The 23,298-nt window shown below is 37.5% G+C and carries 23 protein-coding genes; 14 read left to right on the plus strand and 9 right to left on the minus strand.

Going from position 1 to position 23,298, the window contains the following annotated elements:
* The 7 genes from fdnG to ACFYKX_RS15095 all read right to left on the minus strand — a co-directional run bounded on the left by fdnG (nt 1) and on the right by ACFYKX_RS15095 (nt 8,978).
* Complete coding sequence (gene fdnG / locus ACFYKX_RS15065; protein ID WP_389361972.1) at nt 1-2,982, minus strand: formate dehydrogenase-N subunit alpha; 2,982 nt, start codon at nt 2,980-2,982, stop codon at nt 1-3.
* 98 nt (nt 2,983-3,080) lie between these two features.
* Entirely contained in the window at nt 3,081-3,845 is a 765-nt protein-coding gene (gene fdhD, locus ACFYKX_RS15070; RefSeq protein WP_389361885.1) for a formate dehydrogenase accessory sulfurtransferase FdhD, read from the minus strand.
* A gap of 432 nt (nt 3,846-4,277) precedes the next feature.
* Nucleotides 4,278-5,003 carry an ABC transporter permease gene (locus ACFYKX_RS15075; protein ID WP_389361886.1) on the minus strand — a complete coding sequence of 242 codons (726 nt, stop codon included), beginning with the start codon at nt 5,001-5,003 and terminating at the stop codon, nt 4,278-4,280.
* Nucleotides 5,004-5,714 carry an ABC transporter permease gene (locus ACFYKX_RS15080; RefSeq protein WP_389361887.1) on the minus strand — a complete coding sequence of 237 codons (711 nt, stop codon included), beginning with the start codon at nt 5,712-5,714 and terminating at the stop codon, nt 5,004-5,006.
* Nucleotides 5,714-6,628, minus strand: a complete 915-nt coding sequence (locus ACFYKX_RS15085) for an ABC transporter ATP-binding protein (protein WP_389361888.1) — start codon at nt 6,626-6,628, stop codon at nt 5,714-5,716. The genes ACFYKX_RS15080 and ACFYKX_RS15085 overlap by 1 nt, the downstream gene beginning before the upstream one ends.
* A 332-nt stretch (nt 6,629-6,960) precedes the next feature.
* The gene (locus tag ACFYKX_RS15090) at nt 6,961-8,310 is read right to left on the minus strand and encodes a sensor histidine kinase (RefSeq protein WP_389361889.1); all 1,350 of its coding nucleotides are present in this window, start codon (nt 8,308-8,310) and stop codon (nt 6,961-6,963) included.
* On the minus strand, nt 8,307-8,978 hold the full coding sequence (locus ACFYKX_RS15095) for a response regulator transcription factor (RefSeq protein ID WP_389361890.1): 672 nt from the start codon (nt 8,976-8,978) through the stop codon (nt 8,307-8,309). Before ACFYKX_RS15095 ends, ACFYKX_RS15090 begins: the two co-directional genes overlap by 4 nt.
* Nucleotides 8,979-9,101: 123 nt before the next feature.
* Here ACFYKX_RS15095 and pdxK point away from each other — a divergent pair, with 123 nt between their 5' ends.
* The 3 genes from pdxK to bshB2 all read left to right on the plus strand — a co-directional run bounded on the left by pdxK (nt 9,102) and on the right by bshB2 (nt 11,287).
* A complete protein-coding gene (pdxK, locus tag ACFYKX_RS15100; protein WP_389361891.1) occupies nt 9,102-9,923 on the plus strand; it encodes a pyridoxine/pyridoxal/pyridoxamine kinase in 822 nt (273 codons plus the stop codon).
* Nucleotides 9,924-10,215: 292 nt separating this feature from the next.
* Nucleotides 10,216-10,563 carry a YojF family protein gene (locus ACFYKX_RS15105; protein WP_389361892.1) on the plus strand — a complete coding sequence of 116 codons (348 nt, stop codon included), beginning with the start codon at nt 10,216-10,218 and terminating at the stop codon, nt 10,561-10,563.
* Between the two features lie 52 nt (nt 10,564-10,615).
* On the plus strand, nt 10,616-11,287 hold the full coding sequence (bshB2, locus tag ACFYKX_RS15110; protein WP_389361893.1) for a bacillithiol biosynthesis deacetylase BshB2: 672 nt from the start codon (nt 10,616-10,618) through the stop codon (nt 11,285-11,287).
* Between the two features lie 18 nt (nt 11,288-11,305).
* On the opposite strand, the gene ACFYKX_RS15115 is transcribed toward bshB2, so the two are convergent.
* Nucleotides 11,306-11,773 carry an SRPBCC family protein gene (locus ACFYKX_RS15115; protein WP_389361894.1) on the minus strand — a complete coding sequence of 156 codons (468 nt, stop codon included), beginning with the start codon at nt 11,771-11,773 and terminating at the stop codon, nt 11,306-11,308.
* Nucleotides 11,774-12,056: 283 nt separating this feature from the next.
* Nucleotides 12,057-12,779, minus strand: coding sequence for a Crp/Fnr family transcriptional regulator (locus ACFYKX_RS15120; RefSeq protein WP_389361895.1), 723 nt, complete (start codon nt 12,777-12,779; stop codon nt 12,057-12,059).
* 242 nt (nt 12,780-13,021) lie between these two features.
* Between ACFYKX_RS15120 and ACFYKX_RS15125 the strand changes: the two genes are divergently transcribed.
* The 11 genes from ACFYKX_RS15125 to ACFYKX_RS15175 all read left to right on the plus strand — a co-directional run bounded on the left by ACFYKX_RS15125 (nt 13,022) and on the right by ACFYKX_RS15175 (nt 23,282).
* Nucleotides 13,022-13,459, plus strand: coding sequence for a c-type cytochrome (locus tag ACFYKX_RS15125; protein WP_389361896.1), 438 nt, complete (start codon nt 13,022-13,024; stop codon nt 13,457-13,459).
* A 102-nt stretch (nt 13,460-13,561) separates the two neighbouring features.
* Nucleotides 13,562-15,433, plus strand: coding sequence for a Sec-dependent nitrous-oxide reductase (nosZ, locus tag ACFYKX_RS15130; protein ID WP_389361897.1), 1,872 nt, complete (start codon nt 13,562-13,564; stop codon nt 15,431-15,433).
* Nucleotides 15,434-15,493: 60 nt separating this feature from the next.
* Entirely contained in the window at nt 15,494-16,063 is a 570-nt protein-coding gene (locus tag ACFYKX_RS15135; RefSeq protein WP_389361898.1) for a hypothetical protein, read from the plus strand.
* Nucleotides 16,060-17,403 (plus strand): nitrous oxide reductase family maturation protein NosD, encoded by a 1,344-nt coding sequence (gene nosD / locus ACFYKX_RS15140; protein ID WP_389361899.1) that lies wholly within the window; start codon nt 16,060-16,062, stop codon nt 17,401-17,403. The genes ACFYKX_RS15135 and nosD overlap by 4 nt, the downstream gene beginning before the upstream one ends.
* Nucleotides 17,367-18,164 (plus strand): ABC transporter permease, encoded by a 798-nt coding sequence (locus tag ACFYKX_RS15145; RefSeq protein ID WP_389361900.1) that lies wholly within the window; start codon nt 17,367-17,369, stop codon nt 18,162-18,164. The genes nosD and ACFYKX_RS15145 overlap by 37 nt, the downstream gene beginning before the upstream one ends.
* The gene (locus ACFYKX_RS15150; protein ID WP_389361901.1) at nt 18,161-18,838 is read left to right on the plus strand and encodes an ABC transporter ATP-binding protein; all 678 of its coding nucleotides are present in this window, start codon (nt 18,161-18,163) and stop codon (nt 18,836-18,838) included. Before ACFYKX_RS15145 ends, ACFYKX_RS15150 begins: the two co-directional genes overlap by 4 nt.
* Nucleotides 18,835-19,731, plus strand: coding sequence for a FixH family protein (locus ACFYKX_RS15155; RefSeq protein WP_389361902.1), 897 nt, complete (start codon nt 18,835-18,837; stop codon nt 19,729-19,731). Before ACFYKX_RS15150 ends, ACFYKX_RS15155 begins: the two co-directional genes overlap by 4 nt.
* A gap of 99 nt (nt 19,732-19,830) precedes the next feature.
* Nucleotides 19,831-20,466, plus strand: a complete 636-nt coding sequence (locus ACFYKX_RS15160) for a MarC family protein (protein ID WP_389361903.1) — start codon at nt 19,831-19,833, stop codon at nt 20,464-20,466.
* A 147-nt stretch (nt 20,467-20,613) separates the two neighbouring features.
* A complete protein-coding gene (locus tag ACFYKX_RS15165) occupies nt 20,614-21,330 on the plus strand; it encodes an ABC transporter ATP-binding protein (RefSeq protein ID WP_389361904.1) in 717 nt (238 codons plus the stop codon).
* 2 nt (nt 21,331-21,332) lie between these two features.
* Complete coding sequence (locus ACFYKX_RS15170; protein ID WP_389361905.1) at nt 21,333-22,361, plus strand: ABC transporter permease; 1,029 nt, start codon at nt 21,333-21,335, stop codon at nt 22,359-22,361.
* 273 nt (nt 22,362-22,634) lie between these two features.
* A complete protein-coding gene (locus tag ACFYKX_RS15175; RefSeq protein WP_389361906.1) occupies nt 22,635-23,282 on the plus strand; it encodes a TetR/AcrR family transcriptional regulator in 648 nt (215 codons plus the stop codon).
* Nucleotides 23,283-23,298 lie beyond the last annotated feature (16 nt).

The raw sequence follows: 23,298 nt of genomic DNA on the forward strand, positions 1-23,298 counted from the left end.
TTACACCCTCCTTACATCGCATAGGAATGCTTTATACTCTGGGATGGTTGAATTCGCATCTCCGATATGCGGTGTTAAGCGGTTAGCTGTTGCACCCGTCGCAATTCCTTTGTAACCATAATGCCAAGGCATCCCAATATGGTGAAGTGTTTTATCCTTTAATTTATAAGGCTTAAAGCGTTTCGTAACCATCGCATACGCTTCAATCTCACCACGTGCTGATGATACGATGATCTTTTCTTTATTTTTGATCCCTTTTTCTTTCGCTAACTCTTCACTAATTTCAATAAACATATGTGGGAACAGCTCAGCTAACCATGGTACGTTTCTTGTCATTGCACCAGATTGCCAATGCTCCGATACACGATAAGTGGTGGCAACGATAGGATACTTCGAAACATCACCCTTCGCATTCATTTCTTCTTCTCCAAACTGTACAGCAGGGTTTAACTGTACACTTGAAAATGCATTGTTCATAGGATTTTCATAAGGCTCATAATGCTCTGGGAATGGTCCCTCATTCAGTCCATTTGCCGAGTAAAGTGCACCTTTACCACCAGCCATCATTAGGAATGGATCATTGAATGTTGGATCATCCGGACCTTTTGTTGCTGCGAAGTCAGGAACATCATATCCCATCCATTTTCCTTCTAATGCATTCCATTCAATTCCAACACGGTCCTTACTCCATGCTTTACCATTTAGATCAGCACTTGCACGGTTGTATAGAATGCGGCGGTTTGCTGGCCAAGCATAAGACCAGTTCAGGAAGTTGCTCATTCCCTCGTTTGTATTATCACGACGTTTTGATAAGTTTCCTTCTTCAGGGTAGAAACCACAGTAAATCCAATTACCGCTACATGTTGAACCATCGTCTTTTAAGTCACCGAAGATTTTAATTTGTTTCTTCGTTTTCATATCGTAACCATTTATTTCTCTACACACTAAGTCAATGTCTGGGTGGTCGCTATCTCCGTATTCCCATGTAAGAGCATTGATTTGTTGAGCTGCTGGACCTGATTCATTTTTATAGGCTTCTTTTAGACGACGAGCCAGCATATTAACAATTTCTAAATCAGCCAATGATTCACCCTTTGGCTTAATTCCTTGCCAACGGTATTGCATCCAACGACCAGAGTTTGTAACAGATCCTTCTTTTTCAAATGAAGCACAAGCTGGTAGGAAGATAACCTCTGTTTGAATAGATGCTGGATCAGAACCTGCTTCTTTTTGCCAGAATGCAGAAGTTTCTGTTTCGAACAGATCAACAGCAACCATCCATTTCAAGTTAGAAAGAGAACCTTGTTGTTTATTTACGTTCGCCCCTCCAACTACTGGGTTCGATCCAAATAAAATTAAGCCCTCAAGTTCTTTTCGATACATCGCATCAAATAGTCTCAGGAATGAGTAGTTCTTGCCAGCTGACAGCTTAGGCATAAAGTGATATCCAAACTCATTTCCTTTTGTTGCGTTGTTCCCGTAGAAAGACTTCAACATACTCGTATAGAACTTAGGCATATTTGTCCAATAGCCTGATTTAGGTGTCACTCTGTCAAGGAACCCTTTGTATGTTGCATCTACATCCGTTGCTTCAGGCACTTTCATATAACCTGGTACATTGTGATATAGAAGCCCGAAGTCTGTTGAACCTTGAACGTTTGACTCTCCACGTAGAGCATTAACGCCGCCACCAGCAATCCCGATGTTCCCTAGAAGTAACTGAAGAATGGCATAAGCACGAATATTTTGCGTACCAACTGTATGCTGAGTTCCACCCATTGCATATAAAATGGTACCGGCCTTACCTACTTTTCCAGTTTCTCCGTATGTTTTACAAATATCTAGATAAGTTTGCTTATCAGTTCCAGTTACCCCAACTACTGTATCCACATCATAACGAGCATAATGTTTTTTCATAAGCTGGAATACACAGTTTGGATCTTTTAAAGTAGGGTCTGTAAGAACCTTGCCCTCTTCATCCGTTTTAAAATTCCACTTTGTCTTATCATATTTTCTGCTTCCTTCATCATAACCACTAAACATACCATCCTTAAATGAGTACGTGTCAGAAACGATGTAGGCTGCATTTGTATAATTTGCTACATATTCTTTAAAATAAAGGTCATTTTCAAGAACATAGTTGATCATCCCACCGATAAACGCAATGTCCGTACCTGAACGAAGCTGTCCGTACATATTTGCCATCTGTGATGTTCTCGTATAACGTGGGTCAACCGAGATTAGTTTCCCACCTTTTTCTTTCGCTTTTGAAATCCATCTAAAACTAATTGGATGATTCTCAGCAGGGTTTGCTCCAATAACCATTAGAACATCTGCATACTGAAGATCATTCCAGTGATTTGTCATTGCTCCACGACCGAATGTAGGTGCCAGACCGGCAACCGTTGAACTGTGTCATATTCGGGCCTGGTGTTCAATATAGGTTAACCCTAAACCAGGACGGAACAATTTTTGTAATAAGTGACATTCTTCATTATCAAGAGCAGCTCCACCTAAATAGGCAATTGAATCAACTCTGTTTACTGTGAATCCATTCTCTTTTTGAATAAAAGTGCGGTCACGAGTATCCTTAATGTTTTTAACTACTCTATCAAGAGCAAAGTCCCAATCTACTTCTTCCCATTTATCACTGCCTGGAGCACGGTACATTGGTTTTGTTATACGTTTTTCGGACGTAAATACTTGACGTACCGTTGTTCCTTTACTACATAAAGACCCTTCATTAATTGGATGATCTGGATCTCCTTCTGTATAAACCACGTCATTATCCTTAGAATATACTAAAATACCACAACCTACCGAACAGTACGGACAGATTGTCGGAGTCGGCTTCAGCTTAGCGATTTTAAATTCGCCTGATTTAGCTTTTGCATGCTTTTCATTAAAACCAAGCTCAACAACCGCCAGAGTTGCTGCCATTGCACCAGACAGTTTCAAGAACTGCCTTCTGGTAACATTGATCTCCATAGCTTATATCCCCCCTACTTTTTTCACAAAGGCTCCCCAGCCTCTGTTTAAGTTTTTAAAAGAATAGAACATTACAATTTATAGATAAATCCTTAATTAGGATGAACCCCCAAATGACGCTCTTCAAGGTCGTTTATGATCCTTCCAAATGAGGTGTATGGTATAGCCATTCTTCCCCTCAAATAACCGATCACTTCGATGTTTAAATATTTTGCTAGTTGAATAGCTTGTTTAGTTGCTGCCGTCCGTGAACCGACCACTGCAAATCCAAATTTGGCTGCCTTTGATAGCATTTCATACGAAACTCTTCCAGTTGTTAAAAGTAACAACGTTTTCGGATCTAATTTATTTCGGACTGCGTAGCCAATAATCTTATCAACTGCATTATGACGCCCAATGTCTTCTCTAACCGTAATATTTCCATGCTCATCCACAATGCAAGCACCATGCATTCCACCTGTTTCTAAATACAATGGGGATTGTTTGGCAAATTCACTACGCATTTTTAAAATGAAGCTTAACGGATACGTTTTTCCTTCTTCAACCTTGGTAAACGTTTTCACATCTGTCATGGAGAAAAATGTTACTCCTCTTCCACATCCAGCTGTATAATGCTTCTTTTTCGAAAACATCTGCTCCGGATCAAAGTCTTCCGTTAATGTAACCTGAATGGATCCTGTTTCCTCATTAACTGTAACTGATCGAACATCACTTGCGTTCTCGATCATTCCCTCTGAGAAAAGATAGCCATAAACCCAGTCTTCAAGATTTAGCTTTGTAAGTTGAAATACGGCTACTTCATATCCATTCACAATTAGAGTAATTGGATACTCATCAGGACAACCTTTCTTATTCATATTTCCACCTCTTTTTGGTAGAGAGAATTTCCTCTACATTCACTATTGTAAAAAAAGTAATCTTTTGCCTCTGCGACAATTATCACAATTACAAAAATGTTATATTTCCTACAGTAAATAGAGTATTTATTAGGTTGCGTTATAAATTTATACTAAAAACAATAGAAAAAACGTCAAAATTGTGGCAAAGAACATACAAAATTGTGGCATTTTTATATCTATTTTGTGAACTCTTCATATAACTACCATTACTATAGTAAAAAAATAAAACTTTGTAATATTCCTATCGTGTTAATGGTATTTCTTTTGACCGATTTGAACTGTAACTTTTATCACTCTAAACCACCCGCTGATAGTGTAATCTCCTTATTGTTAAAAAATGTTCATAATTATCTATACAAAAAAAACACCCAACCTTATAGATGGGTGCTGCTAAATTTCTTTTCTATTGAAATAGGTTAATCCTGAAAGAAATAGGAGTACAAAGCTTCCTAAAATGACAAAGTAAAGAGTTTCTGGTGAAACATTTAACGCCCCGAAACTCTCATCAGACCTTGGCATCATGGCCAGGAATGGTTGTGCCCAAGGATGGTATGGACCATATTCTGCTGAGTTTACGACCAAGATATTAGGAATCGTCAAAATAACATTAATGGCTAGTGGTGCTGCAAAGCTCGACCAAGCGACTGAAACTAGCATCTGTAAAGCTGCAAGTGGAAGACAGGCAATCCAACCACCTACCACACTTGTAGTAACCATATTCCAAGGAATAGGACCTTCAAATCCCTTGATCTCTCCAATTACAATTAGTCCTGCTAAGAATAATAGTTGGGTTAGAGCCAGTAAACCCATTACTAATAGGTATTTCGAAATGTATACATTATTCCTTGATACGGGCATGGATAATAGTTGTTTCCACCCTCCGCCTATGTGCTCAAACCGACATACAAAGGCAGAGAATACCCCTGTTAATAAAGGTAAAAACAGCAATGCATGTAAGAAAGACATGAGCCCAATCGTCCCAAGCCACGGATTCATCGTTTCATCCATGGTTTCACCTAACCCAACAAGTGTAGACAATAACGGACTTATAAAAATTAATCCCCAAATACTAGACTTCTTTATTTTAAGAAATTCTGAACTTAAGACATTTACCATTTAACTAACATCCTTTCGAGCAAAATCGATAACCCCTATTGCATAGATCACCATTCCTACTGTTAATCCTGCAACTACCGAGTAGATAGGTTCACCCCATTGATTCTCTAATGAAGCCCATTTATATGGAACAAAATCAGGCATTCCCATTGAATACATCGAGAGGATCATCCCTAAAATCCCAATTGTTAAAGGGGTTGCCTGATTTTTAACGGTTATAGAAAGCCAGACTTGAAGTGCTACAAAAGGTAGAGCAGCAAAGTAAGGGTAATATGTCATTTTTAATAAGTACATGAAGGGAACATCTGACCCAAACTTTAACGCTAACCCTAAAATAACTGTGCCAATTCCTAACAAAGTTGTTGAAACCAACAACATAATTGTGGTTAAAGCAAACTTCCCAGTAAATACTTTTGTTCTCGAAATCGGTAGGGACAATACTTGTTTCCATGCATTTGTTTGATGTTCAATATTTGCAATCATGGAAGATATAATGGTTAACCCAATAAATAGGACTGGGATGGTGAGGAATCTAACCGATTCTATTAGACCTCCCCATAAATCATCAGCATATCGTGTTGTTAAATATTCATACCTTACCGTGAAATTAACTGCTTCTAAAGCAATTACACCGAAAGGGCCTAAAAAGATTAGAAACCAAATTAACTTTCTTTTAACCTTTAATAAATCAGAGGATAGTACCTGAAACATTATAAGCTCACCCCTTCACCAGTAATCTGTAAGAAGATATCCTCTAGCGATTTCTTCTCTTCTTGTACTCGGTAAATGGAGAATTGATTTTTTACGAGCTTTTCAACGATTGCAGAAACTTTTTCATCTGTTGAATAATCAATATACAGATTGCCTTTTTCCATTTCAGCATTATGGCCGTTTGACAGGAGCCATTTCCATGCTTTTTCTGAGTCATTAACAGAAATCTTAATTTTATTGGATGCTTGTCTTCTTAAGGTTTCAATCGAGTCTTGGAAAATCATTTTTCCTTTTGAAATAATTCCAACCTGCGTTGCCATTTGGTCAATCTCTGATAGTAAATGGCTTGAAACTACAATTGTAATTCCGTGCTCCTTTGGCATGCTCTTGATTAATTCCCTTACTTCTAAAATTCCAGATGGATCTAATCCATTTGTCGGTTCATCAAGAATTAGTAATTCAGGGTTTCCTAAAAGGGCTGTGGCAATTCCTAGTCGTTGTTTCATTCCTAAGGAGAATCCTTTTACAGGACGAGTTGCTTCATTAGATAGACGGACAATGGATAGCACCTCATCGATTCTTGATTTAGGGGCATCAATCAATCTACGAACTGCCTCTAAGTTTTCTTTTGCGGTTAAATGGCCATAGTAGGATGGGTACTCTACTAGAGATCCCACTTTTTTTAATACATTTAGTTTTTCTTTTTTCATGTCTTTTCCGAAAATATGAATGGAGCCTTTTGTAGGTTTTGAAAGTCCTAATAGCATACGAATGGTTGTGGTTTTTCCAGCTCCATTAGGGCCAAGGAATCCATATATTTCACCTTTTCTAATTTGTAGATTTACATCTTCGACAGCGGCTCTTTTGCCAAATGTTTTGGTTAATTGATTGGTTTGGATAATCATTTCGTTCATTTTGTCATCACCTCGATATTCATGATAGACATCGAAGGTTAAATTAAGGGAGGAGTGGAGTTTAAGTTTTGTTTAAATTTATGGTTTTTCTCTTGTTGTTTAGAAGATTGTTAGAACTACATCATTTATAAGATTTCACATTAACCTTGTTGTTGATTTACGCTACAGGCACTCGCTTTCCGCGGGCGAGTCGGGGAGCCTCCTCGGCGCATAATGCGCCTGTGGGGTCTCCCCTGACCCGTTCTCCCGCAGGATTCTCGCGCCTTTCGCTCCAATCAACTTGGCTGAAAATAATTTATTCCTCAATAAAAAAAGGAACCTAACTGGGCTCCTTATTTCCAAATACTTATCGTCGTTCCGTTGTTCCTACTATTAATATCCCAGTTTAGGTTCATCTCTTTAATCATTAATGAAACGATGGTTAGGCCGATTCCGGCACCTTTTCCGTTTGATTGGCCGTCCATTCCTGGTCCGTGGTCTTGGATGGTTAGGGTGGTGCGGTCATTTTTTTCTTCTAGTTTTATTCCTATATATTTTCCTGTTGCTGCGTGTCGGTTAATATTTTGGAATAGGTTATCGAGGATCCTCTCAAACCATTGTGCATCTACAATCCAATAGACGGGATGTTCAGGTGTGTATAGTTCTATTTCAAAGCCTGCATGTTCAAATACAGGGTACCAATTGGCAAAACACTCTCTTAGTTTTCGAGCCACATCTATTCTTTGTGGGTTATATGGATATTTTTTTGATGAAAGAAGAGTGTATGAGAGTAAATTTTCAATTAGCTGACCTAAATAAGATATTTTTTTATCAATCAACTCAATCGACTGCTTGCCTTTGTCACTCATAACTTCTTTTTGCAAACTATATGTATGACTCCTTATCGTTGTTAATGGAGTTCTTAAATCATGTGATAGGTTTGCAATCAGTTGCCTTCTTAGTCCTTCTTCTTCTTTTTCCCGTTTTCGGCTAATTTCTAATTCCTTAATCATTTCGTTGAAGGCATTTTCAAGCTGTCCAATCTCATCCTGTTTTTGTATGGATATAGGTAATGGAATTCCGTTCTCTGCAGGAGTTGTCATCGCCTTTGCAACTCGTATTAGTCGTTTTCTAATTTTATAAAAGAAAATACCTGACATAAAAACAAATATCACTAAAATGGCTATGGTACCAATTACCATAATATAGTCATACTCATCTCTAATTTTCTCACCCATACTAATCATTTCTGAACGGGGAACTTGAAACACCATAAATCCTTCTGTTTTTGAATTCCCAATAAAAGAAACAATAGTAAAAGGGTCGCCTCCGTATCGTTGTTTCATAAAATCCACTGTATAGGATGGGGTCCATTCTGACGGAATACTCTGTCCAGCCGGGATCATGAGTTTCGTTGTGCCTGTTTCATCAACCCAAAACATACTAGCCTTATCATACTTACTATGGAGAGTATTTATCTTGTTGTTGATTTCTTCATCTGATGCACCTGCAAGATCTGTTGCTGCCAGCCTCCAAGTTCGTTCAATATCTGTTCCATCTAGATATAAATTAGGAGCTTCTTCTTTTAGACTGATAGGAGCATAAAAAAGAATGGCCATAACAGGAAAAGAAAGCGGTAAAATCATAATCGCAATCAATATAATAAGAAGGTATCTTACCAATAGAGAGTTTCTTAACTTCATTGTTTCACCCTATATCCAATCCCACGAATCGTCTCAATAATAGTAGGGTTCCCAGGATCTCTTTCAACCTTTTCACGAAGATGGCGAATATGGACCATTAAGGATTTGTCTCCTTCTATATAAGACTCTCCCCATACGGCCTCATAGATTTGTTCCTTGGTCAAAATTTGATTTGGGTGCTTTAAAAAATACATAAAGATATGATATTGCTTTCCCGTTAAAATAAGCTCTTCTCCGGTTTCTTCATTTAGAATTTGGTTACTTTCCAAATTAATTCTCAGATGTCCTAGATGGATTTCTTCCGAAAACGTCTGACCAAATCTTCTAAGTAACACTTCCACTCGCGCTGCCAATTCATCAGGATGAAAGGGCTTCGTTAAATAATCGTCTGCAAATTGCAATCCTTGAAGTTTATCATCCACTGCTGTTCTGGCTGATAGCATTAGGATAGGAAGATTCGGAGCTTCTTTTTTTATTCTTTGCCCAACCGTAAAACCATCTAACTCCGGCAGCATAACATCTAGAATGACTAAATCAGCTTGGTGAATCAATTCAGTGGCGCGGACACCAGATTTTAACCAGTCTACTAAATATCCTCGTTCTTCTAGATCATTCCTTACCCAGCTTCCAATCTCTATATCATCTTCCACATAGATTATTCTTTTCATGTTCATCACCGTACTTTCTTTTTCTATTTTTATAATAGGCAATTACTGTTAAAAAAACTAGCGGTAAATGGTGATTTCTACTAACATAGTAAGTATGAAACACCATAGAAAGGAAGATTACTTATGACAATGAAAAAAGTGTTAACGATTGCTGGATCAGATACAAGTGGAGGAGCAGGGATTCAAGCAGACCTTAAAACCTTTCAAGAACTAGGGGTATACGGAATGACGGCCCTAACTACTATTGTTACAATGGATCCTAAAAATCATTGGCACCACAACGTGTTTCCACAGGCGATTGAAACGTTGGAAGCACAGTTAGAAACGATTTTATCTGTTGGAATCGATGCGATGAAAACAGGAATGTTAGGATCTGTTGAGATTATTGAACTTTCGGCAAAAACCATTGATGAACATGGATTGGATAAAGTCGTTATTGATCCAGTCATGATTTGTAAAGGAGAGGATGAAGTGCTTCACCCTGAAACAGCGGATGCACTTCGTGAGGTTCTCGTGCCGCGAGCGTTAGTCGTAACTCCAAACCTTTTTGAGGCATCACAGCTTGCCCAAACAGGCGCTATTACAACCATCGATGAGATGAAAGAAGCAGCTGCAAAAATTCATGAACTTGGAGCAAAGAACGTTTTAATTAAAGGTGGCAGCAAATTAAACCATGAAAAAGCTGTGGACCTATTATTTGATGGGGTGGAGTTCAAGCTATTTGAAAGTGAGAAAATTAACACTACCTATATTCATGGGGCAGGTTGCACGTATTCTTCTGCCATTACAGCTGAATTAGCAAAAGGAAGTACCGTTTTTGAAGCTGTTTCTGTTGCGAAGGAGTTTATTACTGCTGCAATTCGCCATGGCTTCAAGCTGAATGAGTATGTTGGTCCAACAATGCATGGTGCTTATCGAACTTTTGGTGTGAAAGAAACAGTTTAATTAGATATGTGGGAGCAGAGCCTCGTATGGGCTCTGCTTTTTAATTTTATTAACTAATGCTCGTAAAAAATTTTAAACATAGTAGCCGTGTTCAAAAACGGATACTTTAATGTAATGATATACAGCCGTTTCCACAAATCAACATAGAGAGTTAATCTCAGGTACTTAAATTACAAAATCTGAGCTAACTATTTCGCTTTTTACCGGCTATTTTAGTAAGATAAATATATCTTTTTAAAATAATTGCCATTTAAATATATCATTACACTTGCCTAAAAGGAGGGCGTTTTATTTGGATCCGGTCGTTGTTCAAAAGGTTCAAAAAGAGCTTGATCGTTTTGCCAATCAAGATGTTTATTTACATCTTGAAACCACTAATGGAGCTTACGCATCACATAAAGATGAGTCATTTTTCTCCTCTGGTGCCTATATTCGAAACGCACTAATCCAATATGAATACGGGAAAATAACTGGTATTGGCCCTTTTCGCATCGGCCTAAAAATGGATATTGGCTGGGTTTACGCAGAAGGAATTACTCATTTTGAAGTAGATGATCTTGGGCGTTTATTATTAGCCGGTCATGACTTTGAGGGAAAGCTTGCAGTAGCCATGCAAATAAGTACAACCCCGTTTAAATAAGATTATTCCGTAACTGTAAATTTGCTTTAGTAGTATGAAAGGAGTTTAACCAATGGAAAAAGAGCGACAAGTATTAGTTGTGTTTCCACATCCTGATGATGAAGCTTTTGGTGTTTCTGGAACCATTGCTACACATATCAATAATGGAACACCTGTTACGTATGCATGTTTAACATTAGGAGAAATGGGACGAAACATGGGGAATCCTCCTTTTGCAAACCGTGAAACACTACCTGAGATTCGTAAAAAAGAGCTGAAGAACGCTGCTAATATGTTAGGAATAACAGATTTAAGAATGCTTGGGTACCGAGACAAAACGATAGAGTTTGTAGATGATGATATTCTGACTAATCATATGAGCTCTCTCTTACAAGAATTGAATCCTTCTTTAGTAATTACATTTTACCCAGGTTATTCTGTCCATCCTGATCATGAAGCTACTGGTGCTGCTGTCGTAAGAGCCGTTGGGAAACTACCTAGCAAAGATAGACCAAAGCTCCACTGCGTAGCCTTTTCAAATAATTGTATAGATGATCTCGGCCAGCCAGATATCTTGCACGATGTAAGTGCTGTTGCACATCAAAAAATTGCGACGATTAAAGCACATACATCCCAAACACAGCTTATGGTAAAGGGTATGGAAGAGAAGTGGAAGAACAACGACCCACAAATTGTCGCTTGGATTAACAACGAACGTTTTTGGACGTATAAATTTAATAATTAAGCAAAAAGAGTCCATTTTTTAATTGGACTCTTTTTCAACACTCTTTTGCTCCTCAGTTTCCATCAACCTTTTTAGGTTCTTCAACTGATCCCCATCTTCTTTTTTAATAATTTTCACTAGCATAAATTTTGTTAAGAAGCCTAGACCACCACTAAGATGAATATTGGCATCAAATTCTACCTGTGTTCCTTCTTCAATCGTATAGAACTTATACTGATACTCAACCACAACTCCATTTGAGTCACTTTTTGTTGTAAAAGTAGTATAGGGTTCGTACTCGGTAAGCTCAATTTCAGATGTAACCTTTTTTCTCCGAACTACTCTCGTTTCAATAAATTTGCTTCCTTTACGAAGTGGTCCGTCTGTTACTTTCTCACGTTTAATAACGTACGGCATGATATCTTGGGTGTTATCTGCATTGGATGCAAAGTTAAAGACATCCTCAATGGGTTTTTGAATAATGACACTTGCTCGAAAATCTGGCATATGTTCACACCTCGATTTATACAAAAATGATAGAGAACTATTAGTAGCATTGTTCATTTGGACAAGATATACTCATTTTTAGGAGCTTATCTGTGTCCACCTAACATTATACTTGAATAAGTACTTTTATTGTAGAAAAAGTATATCCTTCGTTTTGAAAACCTCTCAAGATGCAAACGGGATTGACCATTTCTTTCCAATCTTAGAGCCTCTTTTCTCACTACCACCAAAATAGAATCCCTTAACCCTCCAATAAAAAAACAGAACCCCAATAGATTCTGTTCTAAAGCTTTTTACAAAACCTGCACCAGTCTGTAATGATAATATTCTTATCTTTGATCTCAATCAGCCCATCTTTTTTTAGCTTCGAAAACACTCTGCTAACGCTCTCTCTAGAGGTTCCGACTAATGTAGCAAACTCTTGGACCGTGATAGGAAGCTCAATATGCACTTTATTACAACGGTTTGCTCCAAATCTCTCCGCTAATCTTTCTAGGGTCTTAATGGTTTTTGTGTATACATCCAACAAAGCGATATCTCTTAATATAGAAGTCATATCTCTTAGCGACTCGCTCATATAGCGTATAATCCCGATTGCAAGCTCTGGTGAATACATGAGCTCCTGCTCTAGATCATCTGTGTTTAGAAAAAATATTTCTCCCTCCTGTAACATCGTCGCTGTGGCAGGGTAATTCTTTTTTTCTTCATTGAACAAGCAAGCCTCTGCAAAAACTTCCCCTTTTTTCTTTATACAAACAATAATTTCGTTTCCTTGCTCATCCTGTTTCGTTAACTTCACTATTCCAGAGTGAACGAAGAAAACGCCTTGGGCTGCATCAAATTCGGAAATAACCTTTTCTCCTTTTTTAAACGCCTTCTTAATGATTCTTTTATCAATTAACTGTACAGATTGCTTAGGTAATCCTTTGAAAATCTCGATTTTTCCGAGAAATTCATCAATGTGAGGATTTGAAGAATGTTCCATAAACGATTCGGATAGATGCATGTTTCCACCCCTTAAATTTATTTATAGTTTCATTCTAACGAACCCGTTTTTTCTAAAAAGTGATTTAGTTCACAGTTTTTCCACATACGGACCCAAAAGGGGATATTTACCACAGTTACTTCACAAACCTGTCACAATATCTCACCTTTCGTGTGCAATACATCACAATGAATTTCCATTTTTGATATTAGGATTAAGACTGTAAAAACGTTTTTAACTATCCTTTACAAGGGGGGAACAATGTGAAGAAACCCGTTATTAGTTTTATCATCAGTGCTCTCATCGGACTCGGAGTTGGATACCTAGTATTTGATGTTGTTGCGGCCGATGACAGTAATAAAACAGAAGTCGTTGCAGACAAAGAATCAACGTCTCAACCAGCTTCCGATCACAATAAAGAAGAAGCGACTACCGTAGCCACGGAGGAAAATCTACTTCAAGCAAAAGGTTGTCTAGGTTGTCACTCAGTTTCCGGATTAAATCTATCTGGGGGGGTAACAGGACCTGATTTAACACAATCGTTTAACAATGTTGAAGGGAAGCACGGTAAACCACTTGATCAATTCCTAAAAGAACCAACTTCTGCTGTTATGTCAGGTGTAATTAGCGGAAACCCATTAACTGATGAAGAAATAACTGGACTTGTAAAATTATTAGAGGAAGCTTCACAATCTCATTAATAAAGGCTCTTTTCGTAAACTTTGTTTCTATTTGAAAGAACAATACGAATAGCAACAATCCATGCGCAAACAACCTAAATAAAAAGGCGGTGTTCATAGCTTATGAAAAAATGGTTACCTGCTACGTCAGGATTAATCGCTGGTTTTATGGCAGCAACAGTATTCTTTGCAGATTTCACTACAGGCCCTAAAAGCGAAGCATCTAATGAAGCTAACAAAACGAATGCTGAAAAAGTATATGTACCATTTGGAGAAAAAGATGAGTACTATCTATTCGCTTCAGGTGGACATTCAGGACAGATGTTTATTTACGGTGTACCTTCTATGAGACATATTCGTACGGTACCAGTCTTCTCACAAGATTCAGCTACTGGTTACGGTTGGGATAATCATACGAAAGAATTACTTGGAGGGTATACTTGGGGAGATTTACACCATCCGGCTTTCTCTGAAACAGATGGTGACTATGACGGGAAGTACATGTTTGCGACAGACGTAGGAAACAGCCGTGCTGCAGTCATGAATTTGGAAACGTTTACAGTACGTGACATTATTGAGGTTCCTAACACAAGCGGTCCACACTGTGCTGCATTCGTAACAGAAAATACAGAGTATATGTTCTTGCCAACTCGTTTCGCAGTTCCGATTGGAAGTGAGTATGCAGAGCTAGATAACTATAGCGAGAAATATCGTGGAGTTATGTCAGCTGTAACATTCAATGAAGAAGAAGAAAAGTTAAATATTGCTTATCAAGTTGCTTTACCACCTTGGTCTTATGACTTATCAGATGCAGGGAAAAAGATGTCAGCGGATTGGGCTGTAATGACAACTTACAATACGGAAGAAGCAACAACAAACCTTGAAATTAACGCATCTCAAGCAGATCGTGATTATATCGTCCTTTTCAATTGGAAAGAGCTTGAAAAGATGATCGCAGACGGAAACTATGATGAAGTCACGGGGCAAAAAATGATTTTCCCTGAAAAGCACAAAGGTGGTATTTACTTAGTACCTGTAGCAAAATCACCACACGGAGTTGACGTAACTCCAGACGGTGAGCACTTCATTGCATCAGGTAAACTTGCACCAGCTATGACTGTGTTCTCTTTTGAAAAAGCATTTGCAGCGATTGAAGCTGAAGATTTTGCTGGAGAAAGAAATGGAATTCCGATTATCAATTATGACTCCGTTATGGAAAGAGAAGTAAACCCAGAAAATGCATTAGGACCACTTCATACTCAATTTGATGACAAAGGCATGGCTTATACAACGATGTTCATTTCTTCTGAAATTGTGAAATGGGATCCAACAACAGGAGAAACTTTAGACCGTGTACCAGTTCAGTATTCACCAGGTCACTCTGTTGCTGCTGAAGGGGATACTGTTGCACCAGACGGGAAATACATTGTTGCACTGAATAAAATCGCAAAAGACAGTTATCTATCTGTAGGACCTTCTCACCCTGAGTCCATGCAGCTAATTGACCTAACCGGTGAAAAGATGGAAGTCATTCAATCAGCACCTGTTAACCCAGAACCACACTATGCACAAATGATTAAAGCAGACAAAATTAAGACGATTTCCGTTTATCCGAAAGATGAAAAGAATCCATACGCCACGTACAACCAAGAAGATACAAGGATTGAACGTAAAGGAAATGAAGTACATGTATATGGTATTGCGATGAGATCGAAATTTATCTTTGATGCAAAAGCTAAACGTCCTGATGTGATTGAAGTAAATGAAGGAGATAAAGTCATTATCCACCTAACAAACATCGACTTTGACCAGGATATCACACACGGATTTGCGATTAACGGCTATGACTTAAATATTGAGGTCCAACCAGGACAGACAAATACAGTAGAATTCACCGCTGATAAAGCAGGAACATTCCCGCTATACTGTACAAATTTCTGTTCAGCATTACACCAAGAAATGACTGGCTATTTCTTAGTAAAACCAAAAAATTAATGAGTGAAGGGCATCAAAGTTTTCCTTGATGCCCCTCCCTTGTTTGAAAGGATGATGACAATGAAAGAAATTAAACGTCTATCCTTCATTTCCTCTGCACTACTTGTTTTAGCATCTTTGCTCATAGCAGGATCTATTTTCTTTCCTTGGTGGGCAATGAATTTCATCGCACCGCAGTACCCTGAGGGATTAGATATTATTGTGTACCCTAATAAGCTCGAGGGTGAAATTGAAATCGTGAATGGTTTAAACCACTATATTGGAATGAAAGGGTTCAGTGAAGAGAACTTTCCTGAACTAACGTTTCTCCCATATGTCATCAGTGGTTTAGCACTTATGGTATTAATCACTGCTATTTTAAGAAGAAAATCACTTCTATACGGTGTCATTGGCCTATTCGCTGTCGGAGGATTACTAGGGGTTTGGGATTTAAACAGGTGGTTGAAGGATTTCGGAACCAACCTGGATCCTACTGCTCCGATTGAAATTGAGCCTTTTGTACCACCGATGTTAGGCGAAAACACATTAGCTAACTTTATAACAAATAGCTATCTTGGATTCGGATCATACATGGTTCTAGCCGCATTCTTATTACTTTTAATTCCTTTATGGAAGGATCGACGAAAATGAAAAAACTGTTGCTCTTTCTCTTCATCACATTGTTCATGATCTTCTCTCTTCCGGAACTTTCTTTAGCATCGAACAATTTGCAAGCACTCATAGATTCCAAAGAGGAAGGCGCAGTTTTAAATCTTGATAATGGAACTTATGAAGGGAATATCGTGATTGATAAAACCATCCATATAATTGGTAACCGTAAAACGGTTATTAGAGGAGATGGAACCGGTAATGTCATCTCTATTAAAGCTCCCGGTGTGACGGTAAAAAATCTTACGGTCATGAATAGCAGTTTGGACCGTAATTCTTCAGAAGAATACGCAGCTATTAAGGTATATGAAAATAAGAGCACGATTGAAAATGTAATCTTACGTGATTTTTTTCATGGAATTTACTTAAGCCAATCTCATGAAAATACCATTCGAAATGTAGATGTGAAAGGGCTTGGAAAAGGAGAAATTGCTAACCAAGGAAATGGCCTTCATATCTATTATTCCAATCATAATACTCTTGAAAATAACCGGATTGAGGGAACACGTGATGGAATGTTCCTTGATTACGCTAATCATAACATTATCTCAAATAACAACATTAGCCAGACTCGATACGCCTTGCATTATATGTATTCGGACAAAAATCATTTTGTCGGAAATACCTTTACATTTAATACGGGTGGCGCAGCGATTATGCACTCAAACGGCATTAAACTAACAAACAACCAATTTATTTTTAACTATGGACATCGCTCCTTTGGACTTTTACTTTTATCATCTAATGATACAACCATTGAAAATAATACATTCTTTTTAAATCAAAGAGGATTGTACATTGATCAATCCACTAATAATTTGATTAAGAGTAACACGATTGTACAAAATCATATAGGCATTGAATTATGGGCTAGCTCTAATGAACAAATCTTCACCTTAAACAAAATAGATGAAAATAAGATCCCAGCCGTTACTTTAGGTGGACAGGGAAAAAACAGTTGGAGTCTAGATCAAAAGGGGAATGATTGGGGAAAATCGTTTCCACTCCTTGACCTAGATGAGGATGGAATAGGGGACAGTCCTTTGACTTATCAATCTTCCTTATATCAACTTATTGAAGACCAAGAATTAACCTATTTATTTTTGAAAAGTCCGGCTATCGCCGTTTATGAAAAGATGAACAAACTTTTCCACAAAGAAAAAGTGATGGTTGAAGATTCATATCCGGTTGTTGGAGATAAGGAACGATCAACAAATTGGATTTGGCTTTTACTCTTAGGAATAGGCGTAATTGTAACCATCCTATTAAAAGGGAGACATCAGCTATGTATTACATTTGGAAGGAATGGAAAGAAAACTTAAAATCAAAAGGACTATGGTTATCGTTTAGTATCATAATCATCATTTCCATAGGGATCCTGTTAAAGTCTTCTACCCTATCTTTTGAGCAAGGTTTTTATGTCCTTCTCCTAAACTTATTTGATGCATTAATCTATTTTATCCCGATTCTCTGCTTGTTTCTTGGAGCCTTTTCAATTTTCCAGGAAAAAGAACATAAAACACTCATTATGCTCCTAACTCGAAGGGACAGCTTTGTGAGCTTCCTTTTTAAAAAGAGCCTAGCGATACACAGCGTGACTGTTTCACCTATTCTAGTATGGTTTTTTATCTATCTAGTACCGGCAAAGTTCTACTTTTCAATTGATTTTAAAAGCTATCTCGCTTTCTTACTATCACTTCTATGCATAATATTGGTTTTTACCCAAATTGGAGTCATGGTTGGTAGTATTAGCCGCTCTAGAATGCAGATTGTTGGCTTCTCGATCACCATCTGGTTTTACTTTTTCTTTTTACATGATTTTATACTATTATCCTATCTATCGGATGTTACCTATGAAAACGTTAAGCTGTTTTCCTCAGCTTATTTTATAAATCCTTTGCAAACGGCTCGTTTGAATTTGGAGTCAGCTATTGGGGTGTTCTCATTTGGACATATGTCAAAGCTACTCCAATCCTTTATGTGGATGAAGCCTGTTGTCTTCTTAGTTAGCAATCTTGTATTTTGGTTCGGTAGTTCTTTATTATTCGCCATCATTTTTCACCGTAAGGAGGGCTCCGAATGATTGATGTTCAACAATTACAACAAGGTTTTGGTAAAAAAGTGGTTTTAGACGGTGTAAACCTACAAATTGATACAAATGAGATTTGCGCACTAGTCGGAAGGAATGGCGCAGGGAAATCAACGTTTATTAATAGCCTACTAGGAATTCTTCCTTTTAAACAGGGACAGATTTTCATTAATGGAATAGAAGTAACACGTAAAAGAAAACGGCTTTCCAATGAAATTGCCTACTTACCTGAAAAGTTTATGCTTTATCCTTTGTTAACCGGACTAGAGAATATGGTGTTTTTCGCTAAGGCTGTACACAACCAACTTGATTATGACCGGATCGAATCTATCCTGAAATCGGTAAATCTATGGGAAGAACGAAACAAATCAATAAACAGCTACTCTAAAGGGATGCTTCAGCGCCTTGGTCTTGCTGTTACCCTCTATCAGGATTCTGCCATCTTAGTTCTTGATGAGCCAACTAGTGGCCTTGATCCGATGGGACGCCAAGAGATTCTCTTAGCTTTAAAAGCTTTAAAAAACAAAACCATTTTACTCTCTTCCCATCACCTAGATGAAATTAGACAGCTTTGTACCCATGTTGCCTTTATTGATAACGGAAAAATAACCAAATATACAGTTGGGGAATTCTTAAAAACTCAACACTTAGGAGAGGCTGAAAAATGAAAAAGATACTGATGATTCTATTGCTGGTGTTTCTTTTAGGAGCTTGTAGCAGTCAAAGTGACTTAAATGTAGAGATTACAAAAGATTTATTTTATGTAAAAGATAAAGAATCTAAATTTGAGATTAAAATTACTGACAAGGGAAAACCAGTAGAAGGATTAACAATCGCTGCAAATTTCTCTATGACGGATATGGATCACGGAAGCTATGATGTATCTTTAACAGAAAGTGAAAAAGGTATGTATGTTGGAGAGCTAGCGATTCCAATGGCTGGAAAATGGGAGATTGTTTTTACTGTTGAACAAGATGGTAAAACCATTGAAAAAGTCATTCAGTATGAAGTGAAGAAATCCGATGGAGTCGCTACCATTAACGGTCAATGGATTACTGAAGAAGATTTAGAGTTTTACTCTTTCATCAATAAGCTACACATTGAGATCAGTCGCGAGAAAGATAAGGAAACCTATAAAGGGGAAGCATTAGATGATGCATTAGCCTATTGGGATGCTCAAGAAAAGCTAGTTCAAGATAAGAATCAGCTCCTCACGCAAATCATTCGTTTAAGATCCATGGCCTTGTTAGGCGAAGAAAAAGGGCATAAAGCAACCGAAAGCGAAATTGAAGAGGAAATTACAAAGGTTCGTAACCAATATGGTGAGTTTGAAGTAGCAACGACATTAATAAAAGAATATGGTGAACAGAAATTCTGGGATAAACAAGCCAAACAATACGAGCTAATCGTGCTATCACAAAAGGTCCAACAGGATCTAATTGCTAAGGTGAAAGAAGAAAACCCAGATGTAAACGAACAAGAAATATACTATTTAGCACAAAAACAATATGAAGAGCTACTAGTTTCACAGGTAAATTCACTAAAAATTGAGTTTTTATAGGACAATAGGGGCTCTATACTTGAGCCTCTTTAATTTTTCCCCTCCACCCTCTCTTTCCCTGTTATACTATTCATATTGCCTTATTTGACGGAGGACATTATGAACGAATATCTAGCTTTTACCCTACTTGCTATTACTTCTTTTTTCACACTAATTAATCCTCTCGGTGTTATGCCGATCTATTTAACGATGACATCTGAATTAGATAAAGATATGAAAAAGAGAACGGCCCGAAAGGCTACTATGGTTTCATTTATTACCCTTGTTTTGTTTGCTATAACTGGACAACTTATCTTTAAATTTTTTGGAATTACCATTGATAGTTTAAAAGTAGTTGGTGGTGTCATCTTCTTTCTAATGGGACAAGACATGCTTCAAGCACGTTTAGTCAAAACAAAAATCACAGAAAAAGAAGTAAAGAGTTATACAAATGATATTTCGATTACTCCTCTTGCTATTCCCATGATCTGTGGTCCAGGAGCGATAACAAATGCTATTTTAATGATGGACACTGCCAATGACATTGCTCTGAAAGGGATACTAATTGGAGTCATTTTTCTCGTTTGTTTTGCTACCTATCTTATTCTATTGAACTCAACTAGAATCTACGATTTACTCGGTGAGACTGGAAATAATATTCTTATGCGTTTAATGGGGTTAATTGTAATGGTTATTGCCGTAGAGTTTATTGTTAGTGGCTTAACTCCGATTGTAAGAACCATGCTAAAAATATAGCTATTTAGAAGATCCTCCCTCGTGGAGGATTTTTTTGTGTCGAAAACTTTTTACCAATAGTGAGTGATTACTCACTTTACAAATTTCAGTTTCTGTTTTAAATTATTTGTGAGTGATTACTCACTTTTATAGAATGGGGTGAATTAAGTGAATACTATTGTTTCAATTAATCAAGTATCAAAAGCTTTTGGAAAGCAGCAAGTCCTAAAAGATATTTCATTGGACATTTGGGAAGGGGAAATTTTTGGTCTTCTTGGGCCTTCAGGAGCTGGCAAAACGACACTCGTTAAGCAATTGGTTGGTTTGGATATTCCGACCGAAGGAGAAAATCTGTTGTTTCAAGAAAGAATGCCTTCTTTAAAATTGATTGAGAAAATTGGTTATATGGCTCAATCAGATGCTTTATATGGGGAATTGACAGCAAAAGAAAATCTTCAATTTTTTGCATCTCTATACGGACTTAAAGGAAAGAAGCAAAAGCAACGAATGGAAGAGGCTATGGAAGTGGTTCAATTAAATGAACATATGAATAAGCTTGTTTCTAATTATTCTGGTGGGATGAAGAGGCGATTATCGTTGGCCATTGCTCTTCTTCATGAACCAAGGCTATTAATATTAGATGAACCAACTGTAGGGATTGATCCAGTTTTAAGAAAGAGTATATGGGAAGCGTTTTACAGGTTAAAGGAAAAAGGAACGACGATCATAGTGACTACTCACGTTATGGATGAAGCGGATAAATGTGATCGACTTGGAATGATTCGCGACGGTCATTTAATTGCAGTTGGCACACCTGAGGAGTTAAAAGAACGTACAGATTCCACCACTATTGAACAAGCATTTTTAGTGTACGGAGGTGCTTGAACATGAGAATTTCAGCTCTTATCATAAGGATTTTAAGACAAATTATTCGCGATAAAAGAACGATGGCATTATTAATACTAGCACCTATCCTAGTTTTAACGATGCTTCACTTAGTTTTTAATGGCAATGATTATATCCCAAAAGTCGGATTCGTTTATATCCCTGATCAAATTCAAGAAAAAATGGATTTAGAGAATGCGACGATTACAAATTATGAGGATAAAGAAATTGCCAAAATGGACTTATCTGATAAAGGCTTAGATGGTTATATCGTTTTTGACCAAAATTCTTTCTCTGTTGTGTTGGAGGGAAGTGACCCAACTGTCAACGGTGCAACGATGAGATGGATTCAAAATGCCTTTAAATCATTACAACCAACTCAAGCACATCATGAGCTAGAAATCGAGTATTTGCACGGATCAAACGATATGGGACAGTTTGATTACTTTGGCCCTGTTTTATTAGGCTTCTTCGTGTTTTTCTTTGTATTCCTAATTGCGGGTGTCTCATTTTTAAGGGAACGAACAACTGGTACATTGGAGAGGTTACTTTCAAGCCCTCTTCGAAAATGGGAAATCGTGATCGGGTATGTACTTGGCTTTGGAATCTTCACCATGCTTCAAGCAACCATTATCGCAGCATATGCCATTTATGTGTTAAACATGCTCATGGAGGGTGCGTTCATATACGTTCTTCTCATTACGTTATTTCTCTCATTAACAGCCTTAACATTAGGGATATTGCTTTCAGCATTTGCTAACAATGAGCTGCAAATGATTCAATTCATCCCACTTGTCATTGTTCCGCAGATCTTCTTTTCAGGACTGTTTAATCTAGAAACGATTTCAGATTGGTTAAATTGGATTGGGGTCATAACTCCTTTATATTATGCGGCCGATGCTCTTCGCGATGTCATGGTAAGAGGCTATGGATGGGAAGAAATTTACACCAATCTATTAGCACTAGCTGGCTTCTCTGTTCTATTTATGTTATTAAATATCCTTGCATTAAGAAAATATCGTAAAGTTTAAGCTATTTCTTAATTCATTTCACCTTCTGGCAGAAATCCATTACAATAATCACTATAAGTTATCTTTTTAAGAAAGGCTCTTTTCGTAAACTTTGTTGCTATTTAAGTACTTTTAACTGCTTCTAAACGGATTATAGTGTAGGTTTCTTAATTTTGGGAAGAAAAGATGCCACGAAGCAGCATAGAATCCGTGTGGGAGACCATATACGAATAGCAACAATCTATGCGAAAACAGCCTTAAGAAACGGTAAAAGTATTATAAAAGGAGTTCACCATGTCAGATAAGGAACTAATAGATGAATTATTCAATAATGCAGATGGCTTAACCGAAAAGCAAAAGCAAATTATTCAGGCTGCAATCGAGTCATTTGCGGAAAAAGGCTATGCCTCTACTTCTACAAGTGAAATTGCCAAAAAGGCAGGAGTAGCTGAGGGAACGATATTTAGACACTATAAAACAAAAAAGGATTTACTCCTTTCTATTGCTGCTCCTGCAATGGCAAAACTTATTGCGCCTTTTGTTATTAAAGACCTAGATAAAGTGTTGAACCAGGACTTTGAACGATTTGAAGATTTTTTACAAGCAATGATTGAAAACCGCATGAAGTTCCTAAACAAGAACTTGACTCTTTTTAGAATTCTTATTCAAGAAATACCTTTCCAACCAGAACTAAAAGCACAATTCAAGGAACATATTGCTTCAAAGGTAGTTGAGCGGTTTCTAAAGGTCATTACCCATTATCAAGAAAAGGGACAAATTATTGATCTACCACCTTATACGGTTATAAGGCTAGTGGCCTCCAGTATCTTTGGTTACTTAATTGGAAGGAATCTGTTATTTCCGGAACTAGATTGGGATGACCAAGTGGAGATTGAAAAAACGGTAAATTTTATCATGCACGGCATAGCACCAAAAAAGTAAGGCCGTTCTCTATAAC

Origin of the sequence: Cytobacillus spartinae (genome assembly GCF_042865285.1) — a bacterium.
GTDB classification, from domain to species: Bacteria; Bacillota; Bacilli; order Bacillales; family Cytobacillaceae; genus Robertmurraya_A; species Robertmurraya_A spartinae.

Coding starts and splice junctions, on each gene's coding strand:
- fdhD (WP_389361885.1), bottom strand. CDS start 3,845: ATGAATAAGAAAGGTTGTCCTGATGAGTATCCAATTACTCTAATTGTG.
- ACFYKX_RS15075 (WP_389361886.1), bottom strand. CDS start 5,003: ATGGTAAATGTCTTAAGTTCAGAATTTCTTAAAATAAAGAAGTCTAGT.
- ACFYKX_RS15080 (WP_389361887.1), bottom strand. CDS start 5,714: ATGTTTCAGGTACTATCCTCTGATTTATTAAAGGTTAAAAGAAAGTTA.
- ACFYKX_RS15085 (WP_389361888.1), bottom strand. CDS start 6,628: ATGAACGAAATGATTATCCAAACCAATCAATTAACCAAAACATTTGGC.
- ACFYKX_RS15090 (WP_389361889.1), bottom strand. CDS start 8,310: ATGAAGTTAAGAAACTCTCTATTGGTAAGATACCTTCTTATTATATTG.
- ACFYKX_RS15095 (WP_389361890.1), bottom strand. CDS start 8,978: ATGAAAAGAATAATCTATGTGGAAGATGATATAGAGATTGGAAGCTGG.
- pdxK (WP_389361891.1), top strand. CDS start 9,102: ATGACAATGAAAAAAGTGTTAACGATTGCTGGATCAGATACAAGTGGA.
- bshB2 (WP_389361893.1), top strand. CDS start 10,616: ATGGAAAAAGAGCGACAAGTATTAGTTGTGTTTCCACATCCTGATGAT.
- ACFYKX_RS15115 (WP_389361894.1), bottom strand. CDS start 11,773: ATGCCAGATTTTCGAGCAAGTGTCATTATTCAAAAACCCATTGAGGAT.
- ACFYKX_RS15120 (WP_389361895.1), bottom strand. CDS start 12,779: ATGCATCTATCCGAATCGTTTATGGAACATTCTTCAAATCCTCACATT.
- nosZ (WP_389361897.1), top strand. CDS start 13,562: ATGAAAAAATGGTTACCTGCTACGTCAGGATTAATCGCTGGTTTTATG.
- ACFYKX_RS15135 (WP_389361898.1), top strand. CDS start 15,494: ATGAAAGAAATTAAACGTCTATCCTTCATTTCCTCTGCACTACTTGTT.
- nosD (WP_389361899.1), top strand. CDS start 16,060: ATGAAAAAACTGTTGCTCTTTCTCTTCATCACATTGTTCATGATCTTC.
- ACFYKX_RS15145 (WP_389361900.1), top strand. CDS start 17,367: ATGTATTACATTTGGAAGGAATGGAAAGAAAACTTAAAATCAAAAGGA.
- ACFYKX_RS15150 (WP_389361901.1), top strand. CDS start 18,161: ATGATTGATGTTCAACAATTACAACAAGGTTTTGGTAAAAAAGTGGTT.
- ACFYKX_RS15155 (WP_389361902.1), top strand. CDS start 18,835: ATGAAAAAGATACTGATGATTCTATTGCTGGTGTTTCTTTTAGGAGCT.
- ACFYKX_RS15160 (WP_389361903.1), top strand. CDS start 19,831: ATGAACGAATATCTAGCTTTTACCCTACTTGCTATTACTTCTTTTTTC.
- ACFYKX_RS15170 (WP_389361905.1), top strand. CDS start 21,333: ATGAGAATTTCAGCTCTTATCATAAGGATTTTAAGACAAATTATTCGC.
- ACFYKX_RS15175 (WP_389361906.1), top strand. CDS start 22,635: ATGTCAGATAAGGAACTAATAGATGAATTATTCAATAATGCAGATGGC.